11 protein-coding genes are annotated in these 14,642 nt (G+C 58.7%); 9 read left to right on the top strand and 2 right to left on the bottom strand.

What is annotated here, in order from left to right:
- Positions 1-4 precede the first annotated feature (4 nt).
- On the bottom strand, positions 5-709 hold the full coding sequence (locus RXV86_RS11445; protein ID WP_316299714.1) for a type 1 glutamine amidotransferase: 705 nt from the start codon (positions 707-709) through the stop codon (positions 5-7).
- Between the two features lie 86 nt (positions 710-795).
- Here RXV86_RS11445 and RXV86_RS11440 point away from each other — a divergent pair, with 86 nt between their 5' ends.
- The 4 genes from RXV86_RS11440 to RXV86_RS11425 all read left to right on the top strand — a co-directional run bounded on the left by RXV86_RS11440 (position 796) and on the right by RXV86_RS11425 (position 5,052).
- Positions 796-2,055, top strand: a complete 1,260-nt coding sequence (locus tag RXV86_RS11440) for a cytochrome P450 (RefSeq protein ID WP_316299712.1) — start codon at positions 796-798, stop codon at positions 2,053-2,055.
- A 12-nt stretch (positions 2,056-2,067) separates the two neighbouring features.
- Entirely contained in the window at positions 2,068-3,357 is a 1,290-nt protein-coding gene (locus tag RXV86_RS11435) for a glutamine synthetase family protein (protein WP_316299710.1), read from the top strand.
- Positions 3,358-3,368: 11 nt separating this feature from the next.
- A complete protein-coding gene (locus tag RXV86_RS11430; RefSeq protein ID WP_316299708.1) occupies positions 3,369-3,680 on the top strand; it encodes a 2Fe-2S iron-sulfur cluster-binding protein in 312 nt (103 codons plus the stop codon).
- A gap of 388 nt (positions 3,681-4,068) precedes the next feature.
- Positions 4,069-5,052 carry a complex I NDUFA9 subunit family protein gene (locus RXV86_RS11425; RefSeq protein WP_316299706.1) on the top strand — a complete coding sequence of 328 codons (984 nt, stop codon included), beginning with the start codon at positions 4,069-4,071 and terminating at the stop codon, positions 5,050-5,052.
- Here the strand turns inward: RXV86_RS11425 and RXV86_RS11420 are convergent.
- Positions 5,049-5,855 carry an undecaprenyl-diphosphate phosphatase gene (locus RXV86_RS11420; protein WP_316300256.1) on the bottom strand — a complete coding sequence of 269 codons (807 nt, stop codon included), beginning with the start codon at positions 5,853-5,855 and terminating at the stop codon, positions 5,049-5,051. The genes RXV86_RS11425 and RXV86_RS11420 overlap by 4 nt on opposite strands.
- A gap of 220 nt (positions 5,856-6,075) precedes the next feature.
- Here RXV86_RS11420 and RXV86_RS11415 point away from each other — a divergent pair, with 220 nt between their 5' ends.
- The 5 genes from RXV86_RS11415 to RXV86_RS11395 all read left to right on the top strand — a co-directional run bounded on the left by RXV86_RS11415 (position 6,076) and on the right by RXV86_RS11395 (position 14,584).
- Complete coding sequence (locus RXV86_RS11415) at positions 6,076-7,512, top strand: NAD(P)-dependent oxidoreductase (RefSeq protein WP_316299704.1); 1,437 nt, start codon at positions 6,076-6,078, stop codon at positions 7,510-7,512.
- 209 nt (positions 7,513-7,721) lie between these two features.
- Positions 7,722-8,501, top strand: coding sequence for a hypothetical protein (locus tag RXV86_RS11410; RefSeq protein ID WP_316299702.1), 780 nt, complete (start codon positions 7,722-7,724; stop codon positions 8,499-8,501).
- Positions 8,498-13,033 (top strand): glutamate synthase large subunit, encoded by a 4,536-nt coding sequence (gene gltB / locus RXV86_RS11405; RefSeq protein WP_316299700.1) that lies wholly within the window; start codon positions 8,498-8,500, stop codon positions 13,031-13,033. Before RXV86_RS11410 ends, gltB begins: the two co-directional genes overlap by 4 nt.
- 150 nt (positions 13,034-13,183) lie before the next feature.
- Entirely contained in the window at positions 13,184-13,861 is a 678-nt protein-coding gene (gene mtgA, locus RXV86_RS11400; protein WP_316300254.1) for a monofunctional biosynthetic peptidoglycan transglycosylase, read from the top strand.
- 57 nt (positions 13,862-13,918) lie between these two features.
- Positions 13,919-14,584: a glutathione S-transferase family protein gene (locus tag RXV86_RS11395; RefSeq protein ID WP_316299696.1), complete on the top strand. Its 666-nt coding sequence runs from the start codon at positions 13,919-13,921 to the stop codon at positions 14,582-14,584.
- The last annotated feature ends 58 nt before the right edge of the window (positions 14,585-14,642 follow it).

Below are 14,642 nucleotides of genomic sequence, written 5' to 3'. Positions count from 1 at the left end.
GGCATCACGCACCCACTTGGTGGAAAAACTCGACGATCCAGCGGGCAAAAACGGGATTGTCATTCGTACCGTCGAGAGAGGCTCGTGCCGCATCCATCGCGTCGGCGGGTATCTTTCCGGCAAGTTCGTCGACCAGCGCACAAATGAAGTCATGGGTCATTTCGGGGTGGTACTGTGTAGTAAAGATCTTGTCACCGACGATAAAGCCGCCAATCGGGCAATCCTTGTTGGTCATGGTCACTTGCGCAGCTTCCGGGAGCTGGACGACTTGCTCGATATGCGCCGCATATTGTCGCAAAGGGCCAGCTTCCATCCAGGGTGCAGGATCTGCCACATCGGTCACGGTAGAGCCGATAACCCAGCCCCCCGGGTTGAACGCGACCTTGCCCCCAAGGGCCAAAGCGATCGCTTGGTGGCCAAAACAGGCGCCAAACAGCGGCACACCGGCATCCGTTGCCTCACGGATCAAGCCGAACAGCTTCGGGAGCCAAGCGTCCAGGTCATGCACCGAAGCCGGACTACCGGTAATTATGAACCCATCATGCCCCGTCACATGCTCGGGAAAGTGTCCGTCCTTCACCGAGTAGACTGGAAATTCACATTCCGGGCAAAGCGGCGCAAGCAAATCTCGCCACTTATCGCCATCCTTGGGATGGGACCGTGAAAACTCGCTGTCGTCGGTGTTGGACATCAGAATTCCGATGCGCATGAATTCCCCTCTTTACATATTTATAGGTCGCTTTAGTATATTTTATCACGCGCAGGAACAATAGCCGGAAAACCAAGGAGCAGCCAATGACGGTCTGGACCCCGATGGATAGCGGGCATGAGGATTTGTACGATCACGATGCATTTGCCCGTGGCGCGCCGCACAATACTTTTGCGAGGATGCGCCGCGACGCGCCTTTGGAGTGGAGCGAGTGGGACGGCGGCGAGGGGTTCTGGAATGTAACTCGTCAAGAGGACATCCTTGCCCTTAACCGGGACACCGAATTGATGTCATCCGCCCGAGGCATCAGGATGGAAGACCAGACTTACGAAGAATATCTCGCCCGGCGCACCTTTCAGGAAACCGATGCGCCCGAACACATGCGCACCCGGATCAAGGTGGCCAAAGCCTTTTCTCCCCCGGTTGTTGCCGCGTTCGAAGAACCGATCCGTAAATTGTGTGACGAGATCCTCGGCAAGGCGTTGGACCTGGGTACGTTCGACGCAACCAAGGAAATTGCCCGCCAGCTGCCCATGCGCATTCTTGGGCAGATCCTTGGCACGCCGGACGAAGACCTGCCCTGGCTTGTAGAAAAAGGCGATGCCCTAATCGCCAACACAGACCCCGATTTTACCGATCACGTGCTCGACAAGATGGAGACGGATCAGTACCGTATGATGCCGTTTAACTCGCCCGCAGGGGCGGAGCTTTATAACTATGCCAAGGAGCTAATGGCGGAAAAAAACCGTACCGGCGACACCAACGGAATTCTGCATCTTATCCTGCAACCCGGGAAAGACGGCGAGGTCATGCCAGAGCTTGAATTCCGCAATTTCTTCTGCCTTCTCGTTGCGGCAGGGAATGACACCACGCGATACTCCATTGCCGCTGGCATTCAGGCGATGGCCCATCAGCAAGAACTTCTTGGCCAGATGAAAGACGATGCTGACATCTGGAAAACGGCACCCGACGAAATAATCCGCTGGGCGACACCCGCGCTTTATTTCCGCAGGACCGCAACCCGGGATTTCGAGATGCACGATCAAAGGGTCAAAGAAGGTGACAAGGTGCTTCTTTGGTGGGCCTCGGGCAACCGTGACGAGCGGGTTTTGGATGATCCTTTCCGGGTTAACCTTATGCGCCAACCAAACCCGCATGTATCGTTCGGCCAGGGAGGCCCACATGTTTGCCTTGGCATGCACCTTGCCCGTCTTGAAATTCGTGTATTGTTTCAGGAATTGGTCAAACGGGTATCGAAAATAGAACCCGCTGGACCCCACAAGTTCCTGCGTTCCAATTTCGTCGGCGGGATAAAGGAACTGCCGGTCACGATGACCCCGTCCTGAGGAGGAAAACTAATGAAAGATCGCTTGCGCGCAATGTTTCTGGACCATCTTTCGATCATGCGCGGGAAATACCTGCCGGACTCGAAGATTGGCGACGATCACACCCGGTTTTGCCGATCTACCTTTGGTGTGCACTACGACAAGGATCTCCTGCCCGCTCCGGGTGCGATGATGATGGAAGGTCTGCCCGACATGGAGCTTCGTTGGAAGGCCGAGGAAGTCCGCGATGGGTGGGAGCCAGGTACAAAGGTGGTTCTTGGTGATCTTTTTGGCGAAGACGGCGATCCTTTGGCGCTTGATGGCCGGGCTGCCCTGCGAAAGGCGGTCGCAGACTGGGAAGCAGACGGCTTGTCACCAATGGTAGGGATCGAGTTGGAATGCTTTGCCTTGCAACGGGATGAGGATGGCAAACTGGTGCCTTACGATGCACCGGGCGGCGTGGTCTACGGCACCGGCCCGTTCACCGATCCACTGCGCTTTACTGATGCCATCTGGAAAAAGGCCACAAAGCTGGGCTTCAACCTTGAAATGATGACCGGTGAATACGACAGTCCGCAGTTTGAATTTACCCTTACCTTTGACGAAGCGGTCAAAGCCGTTGATGACATCGTGCTGTTTCGCCAGATGGCACGCGAAATTGCGTTCGAGCATGGGATTGTGCTGACCTTCATGCCCAAACCAATCGCCGATGCCGGCGGCTCGGGAATGCATGTCAACTTCTCATTTCGTGATGCGGATGGCCGCAACGCTCTGGGCAGTGGGCCACAGGGCGGCCCAGATCACATGAACGACCTTTCCCGAAAGTGTGTTGCCGGGCTGATGACGCACCACAAGGCACTTGCCGGGTTCACCGCTCCAAGTGCCAACAGTTTCCAACGCCTGCAACCTGCGTCGCTTGCTGGTTACTGGGCAAACTGGGGCGGCGATCACCGTAACGTCACCTGTCGGGTTTCAACAGAGGGTGGCGCGAAAGCCAGGATCGAGCATCGCATGCCGGATGCATCTTCCAACCCCTATACCGCGACTGCTGCGGTTCTGCAGGCGGCGCGGCTTGGAGTGCAGAACGGCTATGATTTGGGTCCGATCGAAACCGGTGACGGTTTCGAACACTCTGATGCCGAAGTCGGTGTGGCTGGCGATTTGAAATCCGCCATGGATGACCTTGCTGCCGACGCGGCCCTCGCCAATGCTGTTGGCAAGGAGCTTGCGGAGCATCAAATATTCATGCGCAACGTTGAGGTCGAAAAGACGCAAGACCAGGACATTGATGCGATGCGTGAATTCTACGCTCACTTCATCTGAGGCCTCGTTAAATGAAAATCACTTTTGAATTGGCTGATGGGTCAGAGATCGTGGCAGATGCCGAACCGGGCATGCGGGTAAAAGACGCGGCCTTGGCTGCGGGTGTGCCTCAAATCACCGGTGACTGCGGCGGAAACCTTTCCTGTGCCACCTGCCACGTGCTTGTGACCGACGACTGGGTCGAAAAGGTAGGTCAACCGGGCGAGATGGAAGACGTCATGCTTGATATGACTGCGGTGGCGCGCCAAGATCACTCGCGCCTGTCATGTCAGATCGAGATGACGGAAGCGCTTGCCGGTCTGCGGGTACGGGTTCCTGAGTAGCCCCACTGTAACGGCGGCGGCTCAACCGAAGTTCTGTTTCTCAGCGGGCGTCGATCGGTCATATTGGGGTGTGGTTTTGACAAGGTGCCGCAACGCTTTCATTCGTTGGCTCGGGGTCATCATTTCTTGCAACGATCTGATCTGATGGCGACACGAAAGCTTTTTCGCGCAGCGCTGGCTGACAATATCTTCCCCTGTCGCGTTTTGCGATAGCAGTAACGCACAGTTTTCAGATTTTTCGGCAGTAGTCGCGCGGCGGGGGCAATGCGAGTGTTCGGACCGAAACAACTGACTTTTTTCCCAAATCAGCCAAGTTGCGTTATCGCCTTGCCCGTGGGCGCGGAGACAGCTAGGAAAAGGGCAGATTTTCAAGGCTCGGAGGGCTCCCATGGCCAAGCTTGCGACGATTTACGGTGGTTCAGGATTCGTGGGGCGCTATATCGCGCAGAAACTGGCAGCCGATGGCTGGCGTGTGCGCGTCGCGGTGCGACGACCGAACGAGGCCATGCATGTCAAACCCTATGGGGTTCCCGGGCAGGTCGAGCCGGTTCTGTGTAACATTCGTGACGATGCCAGCGTAGCTGCCGTGATGAAGGGTGCCGATGCAGTGATCAACTGTGTTGGAACGTTCGATGCCCGCGGGCGCAACAATTTTGAAGCCGTACAGCATGAAGGCGCCGAACGGGTTGCCAAGGCTGCCGCCGCCGAGGGCGTGGCCAACATGGTGCATATCTCAGCGTTGGGCGTCGATGCGGATGCAGATAGCCAATATGCAGAGAGCAAACGTGTTGGCGAGGAAGGTGTTCTGAAACACTTCCCCAACGCAACGATCCTACGGCCGAGTGTGATTTTCGGCATCGAAGACGGGTTTTTCAATCGATTTGCCGCAATGAGCCGCTTTGGTCCGATCATGCCGATCTTTGGTGGCAAGACTAGGTTCCAACCGGTTTACGTGGAAGATGTCGCCATGGCGGCCGTTATGGGGGCCGAAGGCAAAGCGCAAGGCACCTATGAGCTGGGCGGGCCCGAAGTGAAACCGCTAAGTGAGTGGGTTGGCGTTATGCTTGACTCGGTGCATCGGTTCCGTTTGGTGCCAAATCTGCCGCTGTGGATTGGGCGTATTGTGGGCTGGGGCTTTGATGTGGCGTCGATGGCGACCTTCAGCCTATTTAGCAACAAGATCCTGACCCGCGACCAAGTCAAGCAACTGCGCCACGACAATGTCGTCTCGCAAGACGCCAAGAGCTTTGCCGATCTTGGGATCGAGCCGGTCGCCGCGGAAGCTGTGATCGACAGCTACCTGTGGCGCTATCGCCCCAACGGTCAGTTCGATGCAATCCGCGATTCGGCCAAGAATCTGCGCGCGCATTAAGCACTATAGGCGATAGCCAATAGGCCGAGTCCGAGAAGAACCCGGTAGATCACGTAGGGCGTGAAGCTGGTGGAGCGCAAAAGGCGCATCATCAGCGTCAATGCGCCGAGAGCGGCGAAGAATGCGAACACCGCGGCAATGGCGCCGTCGCGCGCTAAATCGGCATCGGCGTGGGCGGCAACTTCGACAGACAAAAGTGCGCCCGAGGCGAGGATGGTCGGGATCGACATAAGCATTGCGAGCTTGGCCGCGTCGTGGCGGGCATAACCCAACATCCGGCCGGCGGTAATGCAGATCCCCGAACGGGAGGTGCCTGGAATCAGGGCAACGGCCTGCCACAGACCCATCCTGATGGCATCGGACAGGGACCAGTCGGCATCGGTTTTCGTGGTCGCACCGCGTTGATCGGCGACAAAAAGCAGCAGGCCGAACAGCAGCATAGTCCAGCCGATCACGGTCATCGAACGCATTGCATCGTTAAGACCGGTGAGCTTGAGGAAGAGTCCAAACAGAATCGCCGGTATGGTGGCCACCAGCAGCAGGAAGGCGAGTTTCGAACCGGGCGTATCGGTGCGGCCGGTAAGCATTCGGGGGATGCCAGCAAAACCTATGCGGACGTCCGACCAGAAGTACAGCACCACCGCGAAAAGCGTGCCAACATGTACCGCAACATCGACGGCCTGGCCTTGATCCTGAAGCCCGGTCAGCGAGGGCAGAAGGATTAGATGGCCCGAGGAGGATACCGGGAGGAACTCGGTGAGTCCCTGGATCAGGGCCACGAGAATCAGATGAAACAAGGGCATGTGCTCGGCCTTTATCGCTTTGGTTTCAGCTATAAACAGGAGCGATTCAAAGGGGAAGAAAGGGTTTAGGTCCGTTTCGGACTTAAAACTTCGCATTTTACCTCCGGAATCGGGGCATTCGCCACAATCTGTCGCATTATAGGTCACATATACTGACTTTTCATCTAGCGTGCGGTGCGGTAAGGAGCAGGTCACTCATTTTAAAACGGGGATGAAGACCGTGGCGAAGCAACCGATGCTGAAATTCGTGAGCGTGGACCGGGATATGCCGGAGAAGCGCGACGCAGAAATCCGCAACAAGGATTTCGACGAGATCTACGCCGAGTTCGCCGATGCCAAGGCCGCCGAGCAGTCCAGCCGGTGTAGCCAATGTGGTGTGCCCTATTGCCAGAACCACTGCCCACTGCACAACAACATCCCCGACTGGCTGCGGATGACTGCGACCGGCCGGATCGAAGAGGCCTATCAGATCAGCCAGGCCACCAACACCTTCCCGGAAATCTGTGGTCGCATCTGCCCGCAGGACCGTCTGTGCGAAGGCAACTGCGTGATCGAGCAATCGGGCCACGGCACCGTGACCATCGGCGCGGTCGAGAAATACATCACCGACACCGCCTGGGAAAAGGGCTGGGTCAAGCCGATCACACCCAGCGCCGAGCGCAAGGAAAGCGTCGGTATCATCGGTGCGGGCCCCGGCGGCCTTGCCGCCGCGGATCGGCTGCGTCGTGCGGGTGTGCAGGTGACGGTTTATGACCGCTATGACCGGGCCGGCGGGCTGCTGACCTATGGCATTCCGGGTTTCAAGCTGGAGAAAGACATCGTCATGCGCCGTAACGCGCAGCTGGAAGCGGGCGGCGTGACGTTCAAGCTGAACTGCGAAGTGGGCAAGGACATCAGCTTCGAGGACATTCGCAAGGCGCATGACGCGGTGATCATTGCCACGGGCGTCTATAAAACACGCGATCTGCAAGGGCCCGGCAGCGGCGCCAGAGGCATCGAGCGTGCCATTGACTACTTGACCGCGTCGAACAGACAGGACCTGGGCGACACCGTGCCAGAGATCGAAGACGGCACGCTGAATGCAGAAGGCAAACGGGTGATCGTTGTCGGCGGTGGCGACACGGCGATGGACTGTGTCCGCACTGCGATCCGTCAGGGCGCGACTTCGGTCAAATGCCTTTATCGCCGGGACCGGGCCAACATGCCGGGCAGCCAGCGCGAAGTGCAGAATGCCGAGGAAGAAGGCGTGGTGTTCGAATGGCTGTCGGCACCCAAGGGGTTCCAGGGCAATCCGGTCTCTGGTGTCTTGGTGCAGAAAATGCGGCTTGGACCGCCGGATGCCAGCGGCCGCCAAAGCCCCGAGGTGATCGAAGGTGCGGATGATTTCGAGCCTGCGGATCTTGTGATCAAGGCGCTGGGGTTCGAACCCGAGGACCTGCCGGCACTGTGGGGTCAGCCCGATCTGCAAGTGACAGGATGGGGCACCGTGAAGATGGCCCAGGGCAGCACCGTCGCCACCGAGATGGACGGTGTTTACGCGGTGGGTGACATCGTGCGCGGGGCGAGCCTCGTGGTCTGGGCAATCAAGGACGGGCGCGACTGTGCAGACACGATCCTGGACCGTCTGAACGCCGTTAACGAAATCGCAGCGGAGTGAATTCCGAGCGGGCTGGAATCCGTCGGGTATCTGTCGGGTATCCGTCGGGCGATTTCGCCAGCCGCAAAAAATTAACGCGTTAGGGTTGCTGACGCATGTGGGTAAAGAAGTATGAACGTGAGCATGGTCTTTGCAGACGTAAGGCAGTTCGCCGCGGCACCCGCCGTGTGCGTGCGGCTGGCCATGCCATCGTTTGGGGAGGGCGCGAAATGAGCGACGCGCTGCCCAACCAGGAGCCACAACTGCCGATCCACCTGCTGACCGAGGAAGAGGACCTTGTGACCTGGGCCCATTGCGCCGACAGTGACCGCCTTGTGCTGAGCTTTTCCGGCATCGGCGTCGAGGAGAAAGGCGTGCCGCCCTACGAGTTCGCCAAGATCGCAACCGGCGAAGGCCGCGACAACGTGCTGTTCATTTCCGATCCCAACCGCTCGTGGCTGAACGGCAAGGGGTTGATCGACCGGATCGTCAAGCTGGCCCGCAAATTTGCCGAGGAGATGGGGGCAAAAGAGATCGTCACTCTGGGCCATTCCATGGGTGGTTACGCGGCAATCATCCTTTCGGGCTTCCTGCCGGTCAAAAGCGCGGTGGCGCTTGCGCCGCAGTATTCGGTGCATCCGGAGGTGACCGGCGATGACGAGCGCTGGATGAACTGGCGCGAGCAAATCACGACGCATCGCATCCGCAGTGTCGAAGAGCATTTGAGCGACGACACGATGTATCATGTTTTTCACGGGATGCATGGCCGTGAGCGGCCCCAGCGCGACCGCTTCCCGGTGCGTCACAACCTGTATCACACGATCATGCCGCGCACGGTGCATAACGTGCCCCAGCGGCTGAAACGGTTCGAGCTGCTTTACGAAATCGTGCAGCTTGGTTTCGAGAACAAACCCAAACAAATGCGCATCGCGATGGAACCCCTGCGTGGGTTCCGCCGCAATGTCGATCAATTCCCGGTGCTTGCACCATCGTCGGAGGTGTCATCATGAAAGACATGGAAAACTATGTAGCCGAGCAGGAAGAGCTGCGCGCCTATATGAACGAACACGGAATGTACCGTGAGGCGGATGAGCATTCGTCCTGCGGTGTCGGCCTTGTGGTGAATATCGACGGCAAACCGACCCGCAGCGTGGTCGAAGCCGGGATCAAGGCGTTGCAGGCAATCTGGCACCGGGGTGCTGTGGACGCAGACGGCAAGACAGGCGACGGTGCGGGCATTCACCTGCAGATTCCGGTTCCCTTCTTCTATGAACAGGTGCGCCGCACCGGGCACGAGCCGCATATGGATGAGTTGATCGCCGTGGGTCAGGTGTTCCTGCCGCGCACGGATTTCGGGGCGCAAGAGGCGTGCCGGACCATCGTGGAGAGCGAAGTCCTGCGCATGGGCTATTACATCTATGGCTGGCGCCATGTGCCGGTAGATGTCGAGTGTCTGGGCGAGAAAGCAAATGCCACCCGCCCCGAAATCGAACAGATCCTGATTTCGAACTCGAAAGGTGTGGACGAGGACACGTTCGAGCGTGAGCTTTACGTCATTCGCCGCCGGATCGAGAAAGCTGCGGCCAAGGCACAGATTGCCGGGCTTTACATCGCGTCGCTCAGCTGCCGTAGCATCATCTACAAGGGCATGATGCTGGCCGAGCAGGTGGCGGTGTTTTATCCCGACCTGCAGGACGAAAAATTCCAAAGCTCTTATGCGCTCTACCACCAGCGCTATTCGACCAACACCTTCCCGCAATGGTGGCTGGCGCAACCGTTCCGCATGCTGGCCCATAACGGCGAAATCAACACGCTGAAGGGCAATATCAACTGGATGAAAAGCCATGAGATCCGCATGGCCTCGAGCGCATTTGGAGAGTTGGCGGAGGACATCAAACCGGTGATCGCCAGCGGGTCATCGGACAGTGCCGCGCTTGATTCCGTATTCGAGGTTCTGGTGCGCGCAGGGCGAAACGCGCCGATGGCCAAAACCATGCTGGTGCCCGAGTCGTGGTCGAAACAGGCGGTGGAACTGCCGCAGGCCTGGCGCGACATGTATTCCTATTGCAACAGTGTGATGGAACCGTGGGACGGCCCCGCCGCCCTGGCAATGACTGACGGGCGCTGGGTCTGTGCCGGATTGGACCGGAACGGGCTGCGCCCGATGCGCTATGTCGTGACCGGGGATGGCATGCTGATCGCCGGGTCCGAGGCCGGGATGGTGCCGGTCAAGGAATCGATGGTTAAGGAAAAGGGTGCGCTGGGTCCGGGGCAACTCCTGGCCGTGGACATGAAGGAAGGCAAGCTGTTCCACGACACCGAGATTAAGGACAAGCTGGCCGCCAGCCGTCCGTTTGGTGATTGGGTTGGCAAGATCAGCGAACTTGACGAAAAGCTCGAGAGAATCGAAGAAGCCGCGATTTATTCGGGCGAGGAGCTGCGCAAACGACAGATCGCAGCGGGTTACTCGCTGGAAGAGTTGGAACAGATCCTGGCGCCCATGGCCGAGGACGGCAAAGAGGCGATTGCGTCGATGGGTGATGACACGCCCAGCGCGGTTCTGTCGAAAAAGTACCGCCCGCTGAGCCATTTCTTCCGTCAGAATTTCAGCCAGGTGACCAACCCGCCGATCGACAGTCTGCGCGAGTTCCGGGTGATGAGCCTGAAAACCCGGTTTGGCAATCTGAAGAACGTGCTGGACGAAAGCAGTGCGCAGACCGAGATCCTGGTTCTGGAAAGCCCGTTTGTCGGCAACGCCCAGTGGGACGAGCTGACCAAGATTTTTGACAGCGAGCTGGTCGAGATCGACTGTACCTTCAATGCTGACGCCGGTGAAAACGCGCTGCGCGACGCGCTTGCACGTATCCGGGCCGAGGCAGAAGATGCGGTGCGGTCGGGCGCGGGCCACCTAGTTCTGACCGATCATCATCAGAGCCAGACCATGGTGCCGATGCCAATGATCCTGGCCACGAGCGCGGTGCATTCCGGTCTAACCGAAAAGGGCCTGCGGACCTTCTGTTCGCTCAATGTGCGCTCGGCGGAATGTGTCGATCCGCATTACTTTGCCGTGCTGGTCGGCTGTGGCGCGACGGTTGTTAACCCGTACCTGGCCGAGGATTCGCTTGCGGATCGGATTGGCCGGGGGTTACTGGACGGTACGCTGACCGACAATGTCGCACGTTACCGCGAGGCGATTGACCAGGGCATGTTGAAGATTATGGCCAAGATGGGGATTTCGGTGATTTCCTCATATCGTGGCGGTCTGAACTTCGAAGCCGTGGGCCTGTCGCGCGCCATGTGCGCCGAGTTCTTTCCGGGCATGGTCAGTCGGATCAGTGGCATTGGTGTGAAAGGGATCCAGACCAAGGTCATGGACATCCACGCGCAGGGCTGGGGCCGTGGCAAAGATGTGTTGCCGGTGGGCGGGTTCTACAAATCGCGGAAATCTGGCGAGACCCACGCTTGGGGGGCGCAGACGATGCACATGATGCAGGCGGCCTGTGACAGGGCGAGTTATTCCCTGTGGAAGCAGTATTCCAAAGCGATGCAAAGCAATCCGCCGATCCACTTGCGTGATCTTCTGGCGATCAAACCGATCGGTGCACCAGTGCCGATTGAAGAGGTGGAATCGATTACCGCCATTCGCAAGCGGTTTGTCACGCCGGGCATGAGCCTTGGTGCGTTGTCACCCGAAGCACACAAGACTCTGAACGTGGCGATGAACCGGATCGGCGCCAAGTCCGATAGCGGTGAAGGCGGCGAAGATCCGGCTCATTTCGTGCCGGAGCCGAATGGCGACAACCCGTCGGCCAAGATCAAGCAGGTCGCATCAGGTCGTTTCGGTGTCACGGCGGAATACCTGAACCAATGCGAAGAGCTGGAGATCAAGGTGGCGCAGGGCGCGAAGCCCGGCGAAGGCGGACAGCTGCCTGGTTTGAAAGTGACCGACCTGATCGCGCGGCTGCGGCATTCGACCAAGGGTGTGACCCTGATCTCGCCCCCGCCGCACCACGATATTTATTCGATCGAGGATCTGGCGCAGCTGATCTATGACCTGAAACAGATCAACCCGCGCGCCAAGGTTTGCGTGAAACTGGTTGCAAGTTCCGGCGTTGGCACGATTGCCGCCGGTGTGGCCAAGGCCAAGGCCGACGTGATCCTGATCTCGGGGCACAACGGTGGCACGGGCGCGTCGCCGGCGACGTCGATTAAATATGCCGGCCTGCCGTGGGAAATGGGCCTGACCGAGGCGCATCAGGTTCTGGCAATGAACAACCTGCGGAGCCGCGTGACCCTGCGGACCGATGGTGGTTTGCGCACCGGTCGCGACATTGTCATGGCCGCAATGATGGGCGCCGAGGAATACGGCATCGGCACCGCCGCGTTGATCGCAATGGGTTGCATCATGGTGCGTCAGTGCCAGAGCAACACCTGCCCGGTGGGCGTGTGTACCCAGGACCCCGCGCTGCGCGCCAAATACACCGGCTCGGCAGACAAGGTGGTGAACCTGATCACCTTCTACGCCACCGAAGTGCGCGAAGTGCTGGCCGAAATCGGTGCGCGGTCGCTGGACGAGGTGATCGGCCGGGCCGACCTGCTAAGCCAGGTCAGCCGGGGTGCAGAGCATCTGGATGATCTGGACCTCAACCCGCTTCTGATTACTGTCGATGGCGCCAAGGACATCGTCTATGACCGATATCGCAAGCGGACCAAGGTGCCCAAGACGCTGGATGCCGAGATTGTGCGTGATGCGCATCGCTTCCTTGAGGATGGCGAGAAAATGCAGCTCAGCTATGCGGTGCAGAACACGCACCGGACGGTTGGCACGCGAATTTCAAGCCATATCGTGCAGAACTTCGGTATGCGCAATGCGTTGCAGCCCGACCATTTAACCGTGAAACTGACCGGTTCGGCGGGGCAGTCTCTGGGTGCCTTTGCAGCGCCTGGGCTGAAGATCGAGGTTAGCGGCGACGCCAATGACTATGTCGGTAAGGGTCTGTCCGGTGGCACGGTTGTAGTGCGTCCACCAATGCATTCGCCGCTGGTTGCCAGCGAGAACACGATCATCGGCAACACCGTTCTTTACGGGGCAACCGATGGCCACCTGTTTGCAGCAGGTCGTGCCGGTGAGCGTTTCGCCGTTCGCAACTCGGGCGCCAAGGTGGTGATCGAAGGCTGCGGCAGCAACGGTTGTGAATACATGACCGGCGGTGTTGCGGTGATCCTGGGGTCGATCGGGGCGAACTTTGGTGCCGGCATGACCGGCGGCATGGCGTACCTTTATGACCCCGACGGCAAGGCCGATGAGTTGATGAACCACGAAACGCTTGTCACCTGTCCGGTGACCGTGGCCCATTGGGAACGCCAGCTGGAAGAACTGATCGAGCGGCATCTGGAAGAGACAGGTAGCGCCAAGGCGGCCGACATTCTGCAGCATTGGGACATAGAAAGAGCAAACTTTGTTCAGGTCTGCCCGAAAGAGATGCTGGTTCACCTGCCTCATCCGTTGAGCGAGGAAGAAGGGGCTATTCCGGCGGAATAGAGCCTGATTTGAGAAAAATCGACCCGCCCGCGCCGGTGGTGCGGGCGGGTTTTCTTTTGCATAAAGCCGAAAGGGCTTATACCTGATTCCGTGGCAAGGACGTCGAAGCAGAAACCCAAGGCAAAGCCGCCCACAACATGGGCAGACCGGCTGTTGTATCCCTTTCGCTGGATCAGGCGATGGGTGATCCGGCTGGCGCTGATTTCCATTGCCGTTATTCTGGGCGTTGTGGCGCTTCACTCGGTAATCAATCCGCCCAAGACCTTTTACATGCGGCAAGAGGCCAAGCGGCTGGGTAGCGTCGATCATATCTGGGTGCCGATGGCAGAGATTGCCCCGGCGATGGCAAGGTCGGTCGTCGCAGCAGAGGATGCCAATTTCTGCCTGCATTGGGGGTTCGATGTCGATGCGATCCGGGCGGCGCTGGAAGAAGGGTCGGGCAGAGGAGCATCAACTCTGTCACAGCAGGTGGTCAAGAATGTCTATCTCTGGCACGGGCGCAATTGGGCGCGAAAGGCGCTAGAAGCGGTGATCACCCCGGCGGTCGAAGCGATCTGGAGCAAACGCCGGATCATCGAGGTTTATCTGAACGTGGCCGAGTTTGACGAGGGGGTGTTTGGGGTCGAGGCGGCATCCCGGCATTATTTTGGTGTTGCGCCGGATCGGCTGAGCAAGTTGCAGGCGGCGCGGCTGGCGGCTGTGCTGCCCAATCCGAAAGCGCGTTCCGCCAGCAAGCCAAGCGCGATCATCGCCAGGCGCGCGCGGTTAATCATGGACGGAGCGCAGACAATCCGCCGTGATGGACGCGCTGATTGTTTCGAGGATTGAAAACCGCCGCAGCATCCGGCATTGAAGGATCACCCTTATCCAGATTTGAACCGCACGATGGCCACACTTTATCACGTCCCTCTTTCCCCATTCTGCCGCAAGGTGCGGCTGAGCCTTGCCGAGAAGAAAATCGAATGCGGGCTGATCGAAGAGAAATACTGGGAACAGGGCCCAGATTTCATGCGCCGAAACCCGGCGGGCAAGATCCCGGTGCTGAAGATCGACGGCATGACCTTGTCGGAAAGTGCAGCGATCTGCGAATACCTGGAAGAGGCGCATCCGCAGGTGCCCTTGATGCCGGCCGATCCGGTTGGGCGGTACGAGGTGCGCCGCCTGGTGGGCTGGTTTGATGACAAGTTTCACAGCGAAGTCACGTCCAACCTTGTCTACGAGCGGGTCAACAAGAAGCTGATGGGGCAAGGCTATCCCGATTCGAAGAACGTCAAAACCGGCGCACAGAAGATCAAGTATCACCTCGATTACATGGCCTGGCTCCTGGATCAGCGTCGCTGGCTGGCGGGCGACGTGATGACTCTGGCCGACTTTGCCGCCGCGGCGCATCTGTCAACACTGGACTATATCTCGGACGTGGACTGGAACCGGTCCGAAGTGGTCAAGGATTGGTATGCCAAGATCAAATCGCGCCCGGCCTTTCGCAACATTCTGGCCGATCAGGTGCCGGGCTTCCTGCCGCCGGCGCACTATGCTGATCTGGATTTCTAGATTGGGGACCAGCCCGTCGTCCACTGGTCGCTCGGACCAATGGCGCAACCAAGAACGA

The sequence above is a fragment of the Aliisedimentitalea sp. MJ-SS2 genome (assembly GCF_032586155.1).
GTDB lineage: Bacteria > Pseudomonadota > Alphaproteobacteria > Rhodobacterales > Rhodobacteraceae > JAWHTC01.
Note: the sequence above shows the minus strand (reverse complement) of the source record. Positions and strands in the feature narration are given on the sequence as shown.